The sequence below is a fragment of the Streptomyces sp. NPDC007863 genome, assembly GCF_040633895.1.
Lineage (GTDB): Bacteria > Actinomycetota > Actinomycetes > Streptomycetales > Streptomycetaceae > Streptomyces.
Genome location: NZ_JBEYEI010000026.1, coordinates 1 through 15,702, shown reverse-complemented (window position 1 = coordinate 15,702; position 15,702 = coordinate 1). Strand labels below are relative to the sequence as shown.

General features: G+C 71.5%; 15 protein-coding genes and 1 pseudogene. 13 read left to right on the top strand and 3 right to left on the bottom strand.

Going from position 1 to position 15,702, the window contains the following annotated elements; translation table 11 throughout:
* Window positions 1-21 precede the first annotated feature (21 nt).
* Together ABZ621_RS32515 and map are read right to left on the bottom strand one after the other, a co-directional pair.
* Window positions 22-279, bottom strand: a complete 258-nt coding sequence (locus ABZ621_RS32515) for a hypothetical protein (protein ID WP_360610046.1) — start codon at window positions 277-279, stop codon at window positions 22-24.
* Window positions 280-346: 67 nt separating this feature from the next.
* On the bottom strand, window positions 347-1,114 hold the full coding sequence (gene map / locus ABZ621_RS32510; RefSeq protein WP_360610045.1) for a type I methionyl aminopeptidase: 768 nt from the start codon (window positions 1,112-1,114) through the stop codon (window positions 347-349).
* 52 nt (window positions 1,115-1,166) lie between these two features.
* Between map and ABZ621_RS32505 the strand changes: the two genes are divergently transcribed.
* On the top strand, window positions 1,167-1,418 hold the full coding sequence (locus tag ABZ621_RS32505) for a helix-turn-helix transcriptional regulator (protein ID WP_360610044.1): 252 nt from the start codon (window positions 1,167-1,169) through the stop codon (window positions 1,416-1,418).
* Window positions 1,419-1,609: 191 nt separating this feature from the next.
* Window positions 1,610-1,909: a hypothetical protein gene (locus ABZ621_RS32500; RefSeq protein WP_360610043.1), complete on the top strand. Its 300-nt coding sequence runs from the start codon at window positions 1,610-1,612 to the stop codon at window positions 1,907-1,909.
* A 30-nt stretch (window positions 1,910-1,939) separates the two neighbouring features.
* Here the strand turns inward: ABZ621_RS32500 and ABZ621_RS32495 are convergent, their stop codons facing one another.
* Complete coding sequence (locus ABZ621_RS32495; protein ID WP_360610042.1) at window positions 1,940-2,599, bottom strand: NAD(P)H-binding protein; 660 nt, start codon at window positions 2,597-2,599, stop codon at window positions 1,940-1,942.
* Between the two features lie 66 nt (window positions 2,600-2,665).
* On the opposite strand from ABZ621_RS32495, the gene ABZ621_RS32490 reads away from it, so the two are divergent.
* From ABZ621_RS32490 to ABZ621_RS32440, 11 genes and pseudogenes are all read left to right on the top strand, one after another.
* Window positions 2,666-3,055 (top strand): helix-turn-helix domain-containing protein, encoded by a 390-nt coding sequence (locus tag ABZ621_RS32490; protein WP_360610041.1) that lies wholly within the window; start codon window positions 2,666-2,668, stop codon window positions 3,053-3,055.
* Between the two features lie 41 nt (window positions 3,056-3,096).
* Window positions 3,097-4,341, top strand: coding sequence for an alginate lyase family protein (locus ABZ621_RS32485; RefSeq protein WP_360610040.1), 1,245 nt, complete (start codon window positions 3,097-3,099; stop codon window positions 4,339-4,341).
* A gap of 11 nt (window positions 4,342-4,352) precedes the next feature.
* Complete coding sequence (locus ABZ621_RS32480) at window positions 4,353-4,748, top strand: PPOX class F420-dependent oxidoreductase (RefSeq protein WP_360610039.1); 396 nt, start codon at window positions 4,353-4,355, stop codon at window positions 4,746-4,748.
* A gap of 152 nt (window positions 4,749-4,900) precedes the next feature.
* Window positions 4,901-6,217, top strand: coding sequence for a UL36 very large tegument protein (locus ABZ621_RS32475; RefSeq protein WP_360610038.1), 1,317 nt, complete (start codon window positions 4,901-4,903; stop codon window positions 6,215-6,217).
* Between the two features lie 239 nt (window positions 6,218-6,456).
* Window positions 6,457-7,296 carry a nitrilase-related carbon-nitrogen hydrolase gene (locus ABZ621_RS32470; protein ID WP_360610037.1) on the top strand — a complete coding sequence of 280 codons (840 nt, stop codon included), beginning with the start codon at window positions 6,457-6,459 and terminating at the stop codon, window positions 7,294-7,296.
* Window positions 7,293-8,573: an aspartate aminotransferase family protein gene (locus ABZ621_RS32465; protein ID WP_360610036.1), complete on the top strand. Its 1,281-nt coding sequence runs from the start codon at window positions 7,293-7,295 to the stop codon at window positions 8,571-8,573. Before ABZ621_RS32470 ends, ABZ621_RS32465 begins: the two co-directional genes overlap by 4 nt.
* Before the next feature lie 19 nt (window positions 8,574-8,592).
* A pseudogene (locus ABZ621_RS32460) lies at window positions 8,593-9,069 on the top strand (amidohydrolase family protein); the annotation flags it as partial.
* A gap of 145 nt (window positions 9,070-9,214) precedes the next feature.
* On the top strand, window positions 9,215-10,606 hold the full coding sequence (gene hydA / locus ABZ621_RS32455) for a dihydropyrimidinase (RefSeq protein ID WP_360610035.1): 1,392 nt from the start codon (window positions 9,215-9,217) through the stop codon (window positions 10,604-10,606).
* A 45-nt stretch (window positions 10,607-10,651) separates the two neighbouring features.
* Window positions 10,652-11,668, top strand: coding sequence for a TIGR03842 family LLM class F420-dependent oxidoreductase (locus tag ABZ621_RS32450; RefSeq protein ID WP_360610034.1), 1,017 nt, complete (start codon window positions 10,652-10,654; stop codon window positions 11,666-11,668).
* 165 nt (window positions 11,669-11,833) lie between these two features.
* Window positions 11,834-13,519 carry a hypothetical protein gene (locus ABZ621_RS32445; RefSeq protein WP_360610033.1) on the top strand — a complete coding sequence of 562 codons (1,686 nt, stop codon included), beginning with the start codon at window positions 11,834-11,836 and terminating at the stop codon, window positions 13,517-13,519.
* A 441-nt stretch (window positions 13,520-13,960) separates the two neighbouring features.
* The coding region (locus ABZ621_RS32440; protein WP_360610032.1) for an AAA family ATPase at window positions 13,961-15,702 on the top strand (1,742 nt) is incomplete at its 3' end.

Here is a 15,702-nt window from a genome sequence, read left to right as displayed (position 1 = left end):
CCCGGCGGCGGACGACCCGCCTCAGGGGCCGTCCGCCGCCTCCAGACCCATCCGGCGCGCCGGTGCCGCGACGCTCCGGACCATGAGGCCGTCGCAGATCTGCCGCGCGGACACGTCGTCGGCGCGGTGGTCGTCGTGCACCTCGTACAGCAGCGCGTGGACGAGCCGCTCCTCGCGCGCGGTGGCGGGCGCGGGCAGCGGCGTGTCCCGCCACAGCCGCGCGACGGAGGCCGGCGACACGGGCACCGGAAGGCCGCGGTGCAGGGTGCCGGGGGTCACCGCCAGGCGGAGCGCCCCCGGCGCGACCGACCGCTCCGACAGCTCGCGCCCGGGATGCCGGCGGCGGCTACAGGACCGTCAGCACGCGCGGCCCGGCGTCCGTGACGGCGACGGTGTGCTCGGCGTGGGCGGCGCGGGAGCCGTCGAGGGTACGGATCGTCCAGCCGTCCCGCGCCGTGTAGTGCTCGTCGCCGCCGCCCCCGACGAGCATCGGCTCGATCGCCAGGACCATGCCGTGCCGCAGCTTCATCCCGCGCCCGGGCCGCCCTTCGTTCGGCACGCCCGGGTCCTCGTGCATCGCGCGGCCGATGCCGTGCCCGCCGAAGCCGTCCGGGATGCCGTACCCGGCCTTCCGGCACACCGTGCCGATGGCGTGCGCCACGTCCCCGATCCTGTTGCCGACCACGGCGGCCGCGATCCCGGCCGCCAGCGCCTCCTCGGCCGCCCCGATCAGCCGGGTGTCCTCGGCGCGGGCGCGGCCGACGGTGAAGCTCACCGCCGCGTCCCCGGCCCAGCCGCCCAGCAGCGCTCCGCAGTCCACCGACACCAGGTCGCCGTCGGCGAGCCGGGAGCCGTCCGGGATGCCGTGCACGATCGCGTCGTTGACGGAGACGCAGACGACGGCCGGGAAGGGCGTCGGCGCCCAGTCCGGCCGGTAGCCCAGGAAGGGCGAGCCGGCCCCGGCCCGCTCGAGGACCTCCCGTGCCGCCCGGTCCAGCTCGGTGACGGGCACCCCGGGCGCCGCCGTCCGCCGCGCGGCCGCCAGGGCGCGGGCCACCACGCGGCCCGCCTCGCGCATCGCGTCCATGTTCTCGTCGGTCTTGATCTCTACCATTCCCATTACTATACCGGTATAAAAATGGGGGCGGGCGGGTATGGTGGGGGACATGGTGCGCACCCCCCTCACTCCGGAAGAGCGCGAGCGCGGCGAGCGGCTCGGGCGGCTGCTGCGCGAGGCCCGCGGCGAGCGGTCGATGGTGGAGATCGCGGCGGCGGCCGGCCTCTCGGCCGAGACGCTCCGCAAGATCGAGACCGGCCGCGCCCCCACCCCGGCCTTCTTCACCGTCGCCGCCCTCGCCGGCGTCCTCGACCTGTCGATGGACGACCTCCTGGTCCGCACCGCGCCGCTGCCCGCCTGAGCTCCGGCCCCCGCCTGAGCTCCGGCCCCCGCCCGAGCTCCGGCTCCCGGCGGCGGCGCCCGCCTGAGCTCCGGCCCCGGTCGCCGAGTGGCCCCCGTCCCGCGGCGGGAGGACGCTGGAAGGGAGTACGTCCGGGTGGACCGAGGGCGTACCGCACGGCGTCCCCGCCCGGCCGGGATGGGAGCTGTGCCATGCGCATGCTGCTGAAGGTCGAGATGGACACCGAGGCCTCCAACGAGGCCATCAGGCAGGGCAGCATCCCGGGGCTCATGCAGGAGACGGTCGCGCGGATCCACCCCGAGGCCGCCTTCTTCACCGTCGAGGACGGCTGTCGCACCGGCTACTTCTTCTTCGACCTCACCGAGTCCTCCGACCTGCCCGCCATCTCGGAGCCCTTCTTCATGAGGCTCGGCGCCAAGGTCCACTACTCCCCGGTCATGAACCCGGAGGAGCTGGCCGAGGGCCTGAGCCGGCTCAGCACTCGAGCCTGACATCGCCCTTCGGGTCGGGGCCCCCGTCCCTCACGCCGAGACCGCCAGCTGGACGCGGCTGTGGCGCGGCGTCTCGATCTCGTCGAGCAGGGCGAGCGCCAGGTCGGCGTGCGCGAGGCGGCCGGGGCCGTCGACGACCGTGCCGACCGCCGTCCGGTACCCGCCGGTGGGCTCCGCCTCCGCGTCCAGGTCCAGCGGCGGCACCACCATCAGCCAGTCGAGCCCCGGCCCCGCCCCGGCCGTGAGGAGCCCGAACTCCACCACGTGCCCCTGGGCGAACGCCCGCCACTCCGTCGGGAAGCCCGGCGCGTCCATCAGCCGGATGCCGGACGCGCCCTCCAGGGTGGTGGCGATCCCCAGCGTCAGCAGCCGGCCGACCCCGGCCGCCGGAAGCCCGGAGAGCAGCGCCTGCGCCGTCGCGGTGAAGTACTCCTCGGACGGCACGTCGAGGCGGACCGAGGCGTGCAGGGCCGCGTCGTGCCCGGCGGCGAGCGCCGCCACCGACTCCGCGTCCGTCACGTCGCCCCGGACGACGGTCACCCCGGCCGCCTCCAGGCCGGGGTGGCGCGCCGGGGCGCGGACCACCGCCGTCACCCGGTGGCCCCGGGCCGCCGCCTCCGCCACGGCCGCGCGGCCCACCCGCCCGCCGGCGCCGAACACGACGATCTTCTTGCCTGTGTCGATTCCCATGGCCGGGACGGTAGGACGGCGGCCCCCGGTTACTTCAAGGGAACCGGCGCCGCTACCGTCGGCCCCATGAGCGAACCACCCCCGATCCGCGTCCGGTTCGACGACCCCGACTGCGCCGACGGGGCCGTCCAGCCCTTCCGCGTCGGCGACAAGTGGACCGGCGTGGTGCTGCGCTGCCTGGAGGACGGCGCCGCCCGCCGCTTCGGCGAACTCCGCGCCGCCCTCCCGTGGATCACCCCCAAGGTCCTCACCGAGACCCTCCGCTCCATGGAGCGCAGCGGCTTCCTCGCCCGGACCGTGTACGAGGAGAACCCGCCGCGCGTCGAGTACGCCCTCACCCCGCTCGGCCGCTCCCTCCTCGGCCCGCTGGACACCGCCTGCGCCTGGGCCCGCGCCCACGGCACGGAGGTCGGCGACGCGCGGGCCGCGTACCCGGAGAACCGTCCGGTGGCGTAACAGCGGATGCGGCCGCCCGGCCGGGGCCCCACCGTGGTGCCGTGCAGCCTCAGCCCCGTCGTACCCGCCCGCGCCGCCGCCTCCGGACGGCCGCCGCCGCCCTCGTCCCGCTGCTGCTCCTCGCCACGGCGGCCTGCGGCGCCGACTCCGCGGGCGAACGGGCGCAGGCCCCGCCGAGCGGCACGGCCCCGGAGCGGTTCCGCCATCCGGGCGTCCTCGTCGGCGGCGCCCAGCTCGCCGCCGTCCGGCGCCACGTGGCGGCCGGCGACGAACCGTGGACCTCCGCCTACCGGGCGATGGGCTCCTCCGCGTACGCCGCCCTCGACTACGTACCGCACCCGGCCGCGACCGTCGCCTGCGCCTCCAACGCCGGCACCGAGGCCTGTGTCGCCGAACGCGAGGACGCCCTCGCCGCGTACACCCACGCCCTCATGTGGTCCGTGTCGGGGAAGACGGCGCACGCCGCCAAGGCGGTCGAGATCATGGACGCCTGGGCGCGGACCGTGAAGGAGCACACCCGCGACGACGCCGACCTCCAGACCGCCTGGTCCGGCTCTTCCTGGGCGCGCGCCGCCGACATCGTGCACGCGGGCTACCCCGCCTGGGGCGGTCCGGCCGTGCAGCGCTTCAAGTGGATGCTGCGCAAGGCGTACCTCCCCGCCGTCACCTCCGCCGTCCCCGACCACAACGGGAACTGGGAGCTGGTGATGACCGACGCCGCCATCGGCATGGCCGTCTTCCTGGAGGACCGCCGGCTCTTCGAGCAGTCCGTGCGCCGCTACCGCGCCCGCGTGCCCGCCTACTTCTACCTCGCCTCCGACGGCGCCCTGCCCAAGCCGCCGCCCGGCGGCACCATCGACACCCCCGACGAACTGGCCGGCTACTGGTTCGGCCAGCGCACCTACCGCGACGGCCTCGGTCAGGAGACCTGCCGCAACTTCATGCACATCGGCTACTCGCTGGCCGCCACCGCGCACATCGCCGAGACCGCCTGGCACCAGGGCGTCGACCTCTACCGGGAGGAGGCCGAACGGATCGCCGCCGCCCTGGAGTTCCACGCCCGCTACCAGCTCGGCGCCACCGCCCCGCGCTGGCTCTGCGGCGGCCGGGTCGAGCGCACCATGGGCCCCGACGTGGAGGTCGCCCTCAACCACCTCGAAGGCCGCCTGGGCATGCGGCTGCCGCAGACCGCCCGCCTCGCCGCCAGCCAGCGGCCCGGCGGCACCGACGGCCTCTTCGTCGCCTGGGAGACCCTGACGCACGCCCGCAACCCCACTCCGGCATAGGCTCCCCGGTCATGACGACCGACCGACGAATCCCCGAGGAGCTGCGGCGCGGCCGCTACCTCAGCCTCACCACCTACCGGAAGGACGGGACCGGGGTCGCCACCCCGGTCTGGTACGCCGTCGACGACGAGCGGGTGTACGTGTGGACCCGCGCCGACTCCTGGAAGGTCAAGCGGCTCCGCAACGACCCCCGGGTCGAACTGGCCGTCTGCGACCTGCGCGGCACCGTCCCCGAGGGTGCCGCCCGGACCCCCGGGACCGCCCGCCTCGTCACCGGGGAGGAGCTGCGCCGCATCCGCCGCCTGCTCTCCCGCAAGTACACCTACCAGTACTGGCTGGTGGACTGGCCGGCCACCCTCGTCCGCCTCGGCAAGCGCCCGCACACCGGGATCGTCGTCACCCTGTGACCCGCCGGCGCGGACCCGGTGCGAGACCGATGTGGTCCCCGGGGCACGGAAAGGAAAACGGACCGTAGCCGTCCCGTAACACGGCTGCGGTGCAATGCCCTGCGGCGGACCGGAAGGTCCCCTTCTCCCAAGCGCGGGGCAGGTGCATGCAGATGACGGTCACTCACATTCCCACCCGGATGGCCGAGTTCACCCACTGGCTGAACGGACTGGCCGCCCGCGCCGAGCAGGTCGGCGGCTGGTGGGCCGTCTTCGCCGAACGGGACCCGGAGGGCCTGCGCGCCTGCCTCGACGGCACCGAACTGCTGCCCTGGGACGTCGTCGAGTCCCTGCTCCGGGACGTGGGGGAGGCCCCGGGCCGGGGCCGGGAACTGTACGAGGCCGCCGCCGGCGCGCATGACCGGACGCCCGGCGGGGCCGAGGCCCTGGTGGCCCGCCGCGACGCCATGGAGGGCGAACGCCGGCGCGCCGAGGCCCGGATCGAGGCGCTGGAGCGCCGGCTCGGCGCCCACCCGGCCCCGGGCCCCGAGGAGGCGGCCCGGCTGGCCCACGACCTCGCCTGGACCCGCGACGACCACGCCCGCGCCACCGCCCGCCTCACCGACCTCACCGCCCGCCTCGCCCGCCTCCACGCCCCCACGGGCCAGGGCGAAGCCCCGTCCGGGCGCGCCGCGGCCGACGGCCCCGCGACGGCGGCGGCGCGCCGACGGCCGCGGGGCGCGCGGTACGCCTGGACGGAGGCGGCCGACGCCGCCGAGGACGCCGCGCCCGCCGCGGTGCCCGAGCTGCCCGTCGGCGGGGGCGAGCCGCCGCGCGGCGCCCGCTTCCGGGGCCGGACCGGGTCCCGTACCGCCGCGCCGGACGCCCCGGCCCCCGGGGCGGTCGCCGCCGACGGGGCGGACGGGGTGGACGGGCCGGGTGGGGCGGGCGAGGCGGAGGAGGCCGCCCGCGCCGCCGTCAACGCCGTCTACGCCCTCAGGCGGCTGCGGTCCCAGGGCCGTACCGGCGAGGCGCACGTGCTGCTCTGCGAGGCGCTCGGCGGACCGCCGGGACGGCTGCCCGCGCTCGCCGCGGAGCTGCACCGGGCCGGTTTCGGCGCCGACTGGGGCACCCTGCTCTGGGAGGCCGCCTCGCTGCCGCCCGCGCGGCTGGCCGCCGTCGCCGGGGCGCTCGCCGACGCGGGGCGCGCCGAGGACTGCGAACAGCTGCTGCGCCAGGGCCTGGCCCGGCCGGTCGAGGAGCTCACCGGGGCCGTCGCCGCCCTGGTCGCGGAGGCCCGCGAACGCGAGGCCCACGCCCTGCTCACCGCCTTCATCCGGGTCCGCACCCCCGAGGAGGCGGCCCGGCTCGCCGCCGTCGACCCGGCGCTCCTCGTGCCCCGGCTCGGCGCGGCGGCCCGCGCCCTGTCGGCGGCCGACGACCGGGCGCTGCGGCACGCGCTGCGGGTCGGCGGCGTCCTCGGCCCCTGAGGACCGCGCCGCGGCGGACCCGGGCCGGCCGGTCCGGGCCGGTCCCGTACGGAAGAACGGGAGCAGTCGGCACGTGTCGGTACGTGTCCGGTGTGGACCACTCCGGTATGAAACATGATCGACTGCGCTGCTTCCGGGCGGCGGTCTTGCTCCGGGGTGTGACGGGGCTTACGTTCTCCTCCTACGCACCGTGTCTACGGGCGTAGAGGCTCTCTGACGCCGCGCCGAAGGAGCTGCTCATGACCGTCGTACGCGCCGCACTCGTCCAGGCGACCTGGACCGGCGACACCGAATCCATGATCGCCAAGCACGAGGAGCACGCCCGCCAGGCGGCCGGCCGGGGCGCCCAGGTGATCGGCTTCCAGGAGGTGTTCAACGCCCCCTACTTCTGCCAGGTCCAGGAACCCGAGCACTACCGCTGGGCCGAGGCCGTCCCGGACGGCCCCACCGTCACGCGGATGCGGGAGCTCGCCCGCAGAACCCGCATGGTGATCGTCGTCCCGGTCTTCGAGGTCGAAGGCGAGGGGTTCTACTACAACACCGCGGCCGTCATCGACGCGGACGGCACCTACCTCGGCAAGTACCGCAAGCACCACATCCCCCAGGTCAAGGGGTTCTGGGAGAAGTACTACTTCCGCCCGGGGAACGCCGGCTGGCCGGTCTTCGACACCGCCGTCGGCAAGGTCGGCGTCTACATCTGCTACGACCGCCACTTCCCCGAGGGCTGGCGCCAACTCGGACTCAACGGGGCCCAGTTGGTCTACAACCCCTCGGCCACCCACCGGGGCCTCTCCTCCCACCTGTGGCAGCTGGAGCAGCCCGCCGCCGCCGTCGCCAACGAGTACTTCGTCGCCGCCATCAACCGCGTCGGCGTCGAGGAGTACGGCGACAACGACTTCTACGGCACCAGCTACTTCGTCGACCCGCGCGGCCGCTTCGTCGGCGACGTCGCCTCCGACAAGGAGGAGGAACTCGTCGTCCGGGACCTCGACTTCGGCCTGATCAAGGAGGTCCGGCAGCAGTGGGCCTTCTACCGGGACCGCCGCCCCGACGCGTACGACGGGCTGGTCCGGCCGTGAACAGCCTCCACGCCCGCCACCGCTCCGTCCTGCCCGACTGGCTCGCCCTCTACTACGAGGAGCCGATCGAGATCACCCACGGCGAGGGCCGCCACGTCTGGGACGCCGAGGGCCGCCGCTACCTCGACTTCTTCGGCGGCATCCTCACCACCATGACCGCCCACGCCCTCCCCGAGGTCACCAAGGCGGTCGCCGAACAGGCCGGCCGGATCGTCCACTCCTCCACCCTCTACCTCAACCGGCCGATGGTGGAGCTCGCCGAGCGGATCGCCACCCTCTCCGGCATCCCCGACGCCCGCGTCTTCTTCACCACCTCCGGCACCGAGGCCAACGACACGGCCCTGCTCCTCGCCACCGCGTACCGCCGCTCGAACCAGATTCTGGCGATGCGCAACAGCTACCACGGGCGCTCCTTCTCCACCGTCGGCGTCACCGGCAACCGCGCCTGGTCGCCCACCGGCCTCTCCCCGCTCCAGACCCTCTACGTGCACGGCGCGGTCCGCACCCGCGGCCCCTTCGCCGGCCTCAGCGACGAGCGCTTCACCGAGGCCGCCGTCGCCGACCTCGAAGACCTCCTCGGCCACACCCACCGCACCGCCGCCCTCATCGCCGAACCCATCCAGGGCGTCGGCGGCTTCACCTCCCCGCCCGACGGCCTGTACGCCGCCTTCCGCCGCGTCCTCGACCGTCACGGCATCCTCTGGATCTCCGACGAGGTGCAGACCGGCTGGGGCCGCACCGGCGAACACTTCTGGGGCTGGCAGGCGCACGGCCAGGCCGGCCCGCCCGACCTGCTCACCTTCGCCAAGGGCATCGGCAACGGCATGTCCGTCGGCGGGGTCGTCGCCCGCGCCGAGATCATGAACTGCCTCGACGCCAACTCCATCTCCACCTTCGGCGGTTCACCCGTCACCATGGCCGCCGGCCTCGCCAACCTCGGCTACCTCCTCGACCACGACCTCCAGGGCAACGCCCGCCGTGTCGGCGGCCTCCTCATCGAGCGGCTCCGCGCCGCCGCGGCCGGCGTCGACCTCGTCCGGGAGATCCGCGGCCGCGGCCTCATGATCGGCATCGAGCTCGCCGAACCCATCACCGGCGCCGCCGCCCCCGCGGCCGCCTCCGCCGTCCTGGAGAAGGCCCGCGAGAGCGGCCTCCTCATCGGCAAGGGCGGCGGCCACGACACCAGCGTCCTGCGCGTCGCACCCCCGCTCTCCCTCACCGTCGCCGAGGCCGAAGAGGGCGCCGCCATCCTCGAACAGGCCCTCCGATCCCTCTAGTTGGCAGGGGAGTACTCCCGTGAGCACCCGAACCCTGATCCGGGGCGGCCTGGTCGTCACCGCCTCCGACGAACTCCACGCCGACGTCCTCGTCGAGGACGGCCGCGTCGCCGTGCTCGCCGCCCACGGCTCCGACGCGGCGGCCCGCCTGACCGCCGACCGCGTCCTCGACGCCACCGACCGCTACGTCATCCCGGGCGGCGTCGACGCCCACACGCACATGGAACTCCCCTTCGGCGGCACCTTCGCCTCCGACACCTTCGAGACCGGCACCCGCGCCGCCGCCTGGGGCGGCACCACCACCCTCGTCGACTTCGCCGTCCAGACCGTCGGCCACAGCCTGCGCGAAGGCCTGGACACCTGGTACGCCAAGGCCGACGGCAACTGCGCCATCGACTACGGCTTCCACATGATCATGTCGGACGTCACCCCGACCACCCTGAAGGAGATGTCCCTCCTCATCCAGGAGGGCGTGACCTCCTTCAAGGGTTTCGTTCGGTCGTGTGACCAGGGGTTTTCTGGCGGAGTAGGCCGTGTGTCGTGCGAGGCGGCGGCGTGAGGGGGCCGGCGGGCGGGGGCGTGGCCCCGGCCTGTGCCGGTGGTGGTCCGTTCGGTGGTCGGTGTGAAGGGATGGCTGGGGAATGACTCGGACTCTGATTACCGGTGGTCTTGTGATCACGGCCGCGGACGAGGTGCACGCGGATGTGCTGATCGAGCATGGCCGGGTGGTGGCGTTGGCGGCGCCGGGGACGCAGGAGTGGACGGCGGACCGGGTGATCGACGCGTCGCAGAAGTATGTGATCCCGGGTGGGGTCGATGCGCATACGCATATGGAGTTGCCGTTCGGTGGCACGTTCGCGTCGGACACGTTCGAGACGGGGACGCGGGCGGCGGCGTGGGGCGGGACGACGACGATCGTCGATTTCGCGGTGCAGGCGAAGGGCGAGCCGCTTCGGGCTGGCCTGGATGTCTGGATGGAGAAGGCGGACGGCAACTGTGCGATCGACTACGCGTTCCACATGATCATGTCGGATGTGAACGAGGCGACGCTGCGGGAGATGCCGAAGCTGGTTGAGATCGGCGTTTCCTCGTTCAAATTGTTTATGGCGTATCCGGGTGTCTTCTATTCGGATGACGGGCAGATCCTGCGCGCCATGCAGGTCGCGGCCGGCACCGGCGGGTTGATCATGATGCACGCGGAGAACGGGATCGCGATCGACGTCCTGGTGGAGCAGGCCCTGGCCCGCGGCGAGACCGATCCGCGCTACCACGGCGAGGTCCGCAAGGCGCTGCTTGAGGCTGAGGCCACCCACCGGGCGATCCAGCTCGCCCGGGTCGCGGGCAGCCCGCTGTACGTCGTCCACGTCTCGGCGCAGGAGGCGGTGGCGGAGCTGGCGGCGGCGCGGGACATGGGGCTTCCGGTCTTCGGCGAGACCTGCCCGCAGTACCTCTTCCTGTCCACGGACAACCTCGCGGAGCCGGACTTCGAGGGCGCCAAGTACGTGTGCAGCACGCCCCTGCGGCCGAAGGAGCACCAGGCGGCGCTGTGGCGGGGGCTGCGGACGAACGACCTCCAGGTCGTGTCCACCGACCACTGCCCGTTCTGCTTCACGGGACAGAAGGAGCTGGGACGCGGGGACTTCTCGAAGATCCCCAACGGCCTGCCGGGCGTGGAGAACCGCATGGACCTCCTCCACCAGGCGGTGGTCGACGGGCACATCTCGCGCCGGCGTTGGATTGAGATCGCCTGCGCGACGCCGGCCCGTATGTTCGGCATCTATCCGCAGAAGGGCACGATCGCGCCGGGAGCCGACGCCGATGTCGTGATCTACGACCCGCACGCGACCCAGGTGCTGTCGGCCGAGACCCACCACATGAACGTCGACTACTCGGCGTACGAGGGCAAGACGATCACCGGCCAGGTCCAGACGGTGCTGTCGCGGGGTGAGGTTGTCGTCGACCAGCGGAAATACACGGGTCACGCCGGCCACGGGGTGTTCGTGCCCCGCGGTCTTTGTCAGTACCTGGGCTGACCCGGCCAGGGCCCCACCTCATCGACTTGAACTTGGAGGTCCCGCGTGGACTTCGGACTCGTCCTGCAGACCGACCCGCCGGCGTCGCAGGTCGTCGGCCTGATGCGCCGGGCGGAACGCAACGGCTTCCGCTACGGCTGGACCTTCGACTCCGCCGTGCTCTGGCAGGAACCCTTCGTCATCTACAGCCAGATCCTCGCCAACACCACCAAGCTGCACGTCGGCACGATGGTGACCAACCCGGGGACGCGGACGTGGGAGGTGACGGCCTCCACCTTCGCCACCCTCAACGACATGTACGGCAACCGCACCGTCTGCGGCATCGGCCGCGGCGACTCCGCGATGCGCGTCGCCGGCCGCAAGCCCAACACCCTCGCCCGCCTCGGCGAGGCCATCGACGTCATCCGCGACCTCGCCGAGGGCCGGGAGGCCGTGGTCGACAGCAACCCGATCCACATCCCGTGGATCAAGAACGGCAGGCTGCCCGTCTGGATGGCCGCGTACGGCCCCAAGGCGCTCGCGCTGGCCGGGCAGAAGGCCGACGGCTTCATCCTCCAGCTCGCCGACCCCTTCCTCACCGAGTGGATGGTCAAGGCCGTCCGGCAGGCCGCCGCCGACGCCGGGCGCGACCCCGACGCCCTCACCATCTGCGTCGCCGCCCCCGCGTACGTGACGGCCGACGACTCGCCCGAGGCCCTGGCCCACGCCCGCGAGCAGTGCCGCTGGTTCGGCGGCATGGTCGGCAACCACGTGGCCGACCTGGTCTCCAAGTACGGCGAGCACTCGGACATGGTGCCGGAGGAGCTCACGGCGTACATCAAGGACCGGCATGGCTACGACTACTCCCACCACGGCCGCGCCGACAACCCCGACACCGCCTTCGTCCCCGACGAGATCGTCGACCGCTTCTGCCTCCTCGGCCCCGCCGAGGCCCACGTCGAGAAGCTGAAGCACCTGAGGGACCTGGGCGTCGACCAGTTCGCGGTCTACGACATGCACGACAACCGGGAGGGCACCATCGACGCGTACGGCTCCAAGATCATCCCCGCGATCAACGCCTGACCCGGGTCCATCGAATCTCCGCACGCCAGGCACGACGCCGTGCCGGTCCACCGACGAGAGAGGGCAGCGGCCACCACCCTTCCCTATGACGGGCTCGTTCTGCGCGGCTGTCAGCGGCAAGTGTCATGCTGCGTGGGAGGGGTCCGTCGTGAAGTGAGGAGTGCTGTGGCGTTCGAGTGGGATCGGATCGGCCAGCCGCATTTTGACCGAGTCGTTGAGGCGTTGGTCCACCGGCTCTACAGCGAGACGGCGGAGGTCCGGGCCGTCAACGGGCGCGGCGGTGATGGCGGCCGCGACATTGACGTGGTGCAAGGCGGCCGCCTGCGGATCTACCAGCTCAAGTACTTCCCCGACGGGCTGCAGGGGCGTGGGCGCAGACCGAGTATCAAGAAGTCGTTCAAGCGGGCTATGGAACACGACCCCTATGAGTGGCTCCTCGTGGTTCCTTGCACGCTTACCCCGGGCGAACGGGCGTTCATCACGGGTCTGGGTGAAGGCCGGGACGTGAAGGTCACCGTGATGGACCGGACCGTACTGGACGATCGCCTCGCCGCGCACAGTGATATCGAGCGCAGTCTCAGCCGCACCAGTGGCGATGTGGGGCTGCTGGAGTACGCGAAGATCATGAATCGGGAGCAGGACATCCTGGCGGGTGGCGCGGCCGACCTGGGTGCTCGAGTGCAGGCTCTGGGGCGCGTGGTCGACGACCTCGACCCGAACTGGACGGTGGACTTCGCCCGCGAAGGCGACAAGGTCATCCAAACCCTGCGGGCGAAGCATTCCAGGGCGCATGAGGTAAGCCCCATTACCATGACCATCGCCGGAACGGCCATGGACGCCGATCTGTCAGCCGCCGTTACACGCTCCCTGGGGTTCGGGGTCGCCGAGGCGGTCGAGCTCCCGCCCGACGTGGTGGAGAGCCTGACGATCAGCGGACCGGACTGGATCGCGCAGACATTCACCAACACCACAGTTCTGTGGAGGCCGATTTCGCCTGTGTCAGGGGCCGATGCCGCGGTCACCGTAGCCTTCCTCGGTGAGGACGGCAGCGTGCAGGCGTCGTACGCGGGTCGACTTAAGGCGCGAGGTTCCGGCTCCCTGGGGAGCTCGATCGAGGTGGATCTACCCGGTGCGGTGCTTCGGGTGCTGCGTCCGTTCGATGAATCGGCTCCCGCGAAGCTCGCGTATCAATTCGATCTTGCCGGCCTCAGTCCCGCGGAGGCGCTAAAGGTGCTGCGGCTACGCCGGCGCCTTTCGCTCGGCGGCGACTTCCGGGTGATGATTGACGGCCAACTCGCGGGTGCGGGGCGCCTGCCGAAGAGCGGCACTGCAGATGATCTGCGCCGCTGGGAACAGCTACAGCTGTTCCTGGAGGACCTCGAAGTGGTCCAGCGATACTGCGAACAGGACTTCCCCATCCCGGCCGACATGTCGATGACCGACCGGATTGCTCTGCGGATGGCTCGCCTCCTGGTGGAGGGCCGCTGCGTAGCGTCACCGGTCAGTCGCGAGCTGACGATCACACTCACCTGGATCGATGACGAGAACACGAGGGAGCTGCTTAGCGGCCGGCCGCAGTCGCTACGCATCACAAGCTCTGAATACGGGATCACGATCGCAGGACACCTTCTCAACCTCGGCTCCGTCTGCATCTTCCACACGGAAGTCACGGCCGACGACGGGCCCACCGTTCTCGAGTTGCTCCGCAGCGGTCTCGCGCCGGAGGCGACCCTCGTGCTGCGCCCCGCGCGAGGCGAGCACTACCGGATGTTTCTGACCGACTCGCCCGACGACGGTATGCCGCTCAGCCCCTGCTCTTTGGGCCTCGACGGCTTTCCCGACCCTCTCTAGTGCGGTGTCAGGCAGCACTGCCACTTCTCTGCCAGAGACTGCTCTGGGTGCCGAGGAGCGAGATCGTCGAGCGCCGAGGCGGGACCGTAACGCCGGCCAGGGCCGTGTTAGCAGGCGTGCCGGTCGTGCCGCTCCCGACCTTGTCGAGGCCGACGGGCGCGCAGACCCTCGGGTTGCCAGACGAGAACTGCCTGAATCCGGTGTGCATGCCCACGGATGCCGGGCGAAAATCACGTTCGGCAACGGGTGGCGTGTCGTGCTTGGTCAATGTCGGCTGACTGCCAGGTGCCGGTCTCTAGCCGGTTGTGAGAAACGGTGATCCGCCTCGTAGTCAGGCCAGGCGGGCATATGATCCATGGGTAATCCGCTTACGGGTGGGGCACTTGAGGCGGTTGTCTTCGCCTGCGCCCGCTCGGGTGCAGGCTCCTGTGGCATGGGGCCATGTACCTAGCGCGACTGCGTGCCGAGAACTTCAGAATCTTCGGTGCTGCCTCACAAGAGGGCGACGGTTCGGGTGAGTCGCTGGATGTGTCGTTCAGTCCGGGAACGAATGTTCTGGTGGGTGAGAACGACAGTGGGAAGACTGCGATCGTCGACGCGATTCGCCTGTGCTTGCAGACTGCGGCGGCAGACTACTACCGGATATCGAGGGACGACTTCCACGTCGGTGACCGTGGCAGGGCGGAGACCTTCTCGATCTCCTGTCGGTTCGAGGACCTGTCCACGCAGGAGCAGGGGGCCTTCCTGGAGCTGCTGACGAATGACGGTCGTGGCAACGCTGTCCTGGACGTCACTTTCAAGGCGCAGCTCATGGACCCGCTCCGGAACCGTGTGTCCTGGAGCACGCGCACCGGCGAGGGCGGGAAGGGGCCGGCTTTCGACGGGGCGGCACGTGAGTTCCTCAAAGCCACCTACCTTCGCCCGCTACGAGACGCCGAAGCAGAGCTCCGCTCGGGGCGAGGATCCCGGCTGTCGCAGATCCTTGCCAGCTATCCAGCGATGACGGACCAGGACAAGGATGACTTCGACGCGGAGGACGACTCGGCTTCCACGCTCGTAGGCATCCTCAGCCGCGCAGAGCATCACATCGGCCGGAACCCAGCCGTTACCGCGGCCCGAGACGACATCAACACGGCGTACCTGCAGAAGTTCGTGATCGGCGGGGACGTGCTCCGAGGGAAGATCGGGGTCGCGGGTGACGCGTCGCTGGCCCGGGCCCTGGAGAGGCTGGAGCTGACCCTCTTCTCGGCGTCCGACGAATGGACCCGCCGCGGGCTGGGCTACAACAACGCGCTGTTCATGGCCGCAGAACTCTTGCTTCTAGGGAAGGGCGACATCGCGCCGCTGCTGCTCATCGAGGAGCCGGAGGCTCACCTTCATCCGCAGCTGCAGGCCCGGAGCATGGATCTGCTGCGTGAACGATCGGAAGAAGCCGAGGAAGCCGCCGCAGCGGCACCCGTCCAGGTCATCCTGACCACACACAGTCCCAATCTGGCGTCAGCCATGCCGGTCGGGTCCCTTACGATGGTGGCCCGGGGACGTACGTTCAGCCTGGCGCCTGAGCACACCAAGCTCGACGATGGCGACTACGCCTTTCTCTCCCGCTTCCTGGACGTGACCAAGGCCAACCTGTTCTTCGCCCGCGGCGTCGCGGTCGTTGAGGGTGATGCCGAGGCGATCTTCCTTCCCGCTCTCGCCAAGGCCATGGGCCGGTCCTTCAACGAACGCGGCATCAGCGTGGTGAACGTCGGGCACGTCGGGCTGTTCCGCTACAGCCGGATCTTCCAGCGCGACGGCGAGCCGGTTCCCATCCCTGTGGCCTGCATCAGGGACCGAGACCTCGTACCGAAGGACACCCCGGCCAAGATGAGGGGCGAACTGCGCTGCTCGGCGGAGATGACGCCAGCTGAGATCGCCGAGCACGTCGCCAGCCTCAAGAAGGAGGACAGCGGTCCGGTCACGACCTTCGTCTCGGACTCCTGGACCCTCGAGTACGACCTCGCGGCGGCTTCCTGGCCCATGGCTACCCTGATGCACCAGGCGGTCCGCGCGGCCCGTTCGTCCGAGAGCTCGTGGCCGGGCGCTGAGGAGCAATGCTCAAGACCTGTGGATCGGACTCGGGAGGGGTGCTCGCGGAACGCGGAGGGCGTACCTTCCCGAGTGATCGATTTCTGGTCATCGAG

Coding starts and splice junctions, on each gene's coding strand:
- map (WP_360610045.1), bottom strand. CDS start 1,114: ATGGTAGAGATCAAGACCGACGAGAACATGGACGCGATGCGCGAGGCG.
- ABZ621_RS32475 (WP_360610038.1), top strand. CDS start 4,901: ATGACGGTCACTCACATTCCCACCCGGATGGCCGAGTTCACCCACTGG.
- ABZ621_RS32495 (WP_360610042.1), bottom strand. CDS start 2,599: ATGGGAATCGACACAGGCAAGAAGATCGTCGTGTTCGGCGCCGGCGGG.
- ABZ621_RS32490 (WP_360610041.1), top strand. CDS start 2,666: ATGAGCGAACCACCCCCGATCCGCGTCCGGTTCGACGACCCCGACTGC.
- ABZ621_RS32505 (WP_360610044.1), top strand. CDS start 1,167: ATGGTGCGCACCCCCCTCACTCCGGAAGAGCGCGAGCGCGGCGAGCGG.
- ABZ621_RS32480 (WP_360610039.1), top strand. CDS start 4,353: ATGACGACCGACCGACGAATCCCCGAGGAGCTGCGGCGCGGCCGCTAC.
- hydA (WP_360610035.1), top strand. CDS start 9,215: ATGACTCGGACTCTGATTACCGGTGGTCTTGTGATCACGGCCGCGGAC.
- ABZ621_RS32470 (WP_360610037.1), top strand. CDS start 6,457: ATGACCGTCGTACGCGCCGCACTCGTCCAGGCGACCTGGACCGGCGAC.
- ABZ621_RS32500 (WP_360610043.1), top strand. CDS start 1,610: ATGCGCATGCTGCTGAAGGTCGAGATGGACACCGAGGCCTCCAACGAG.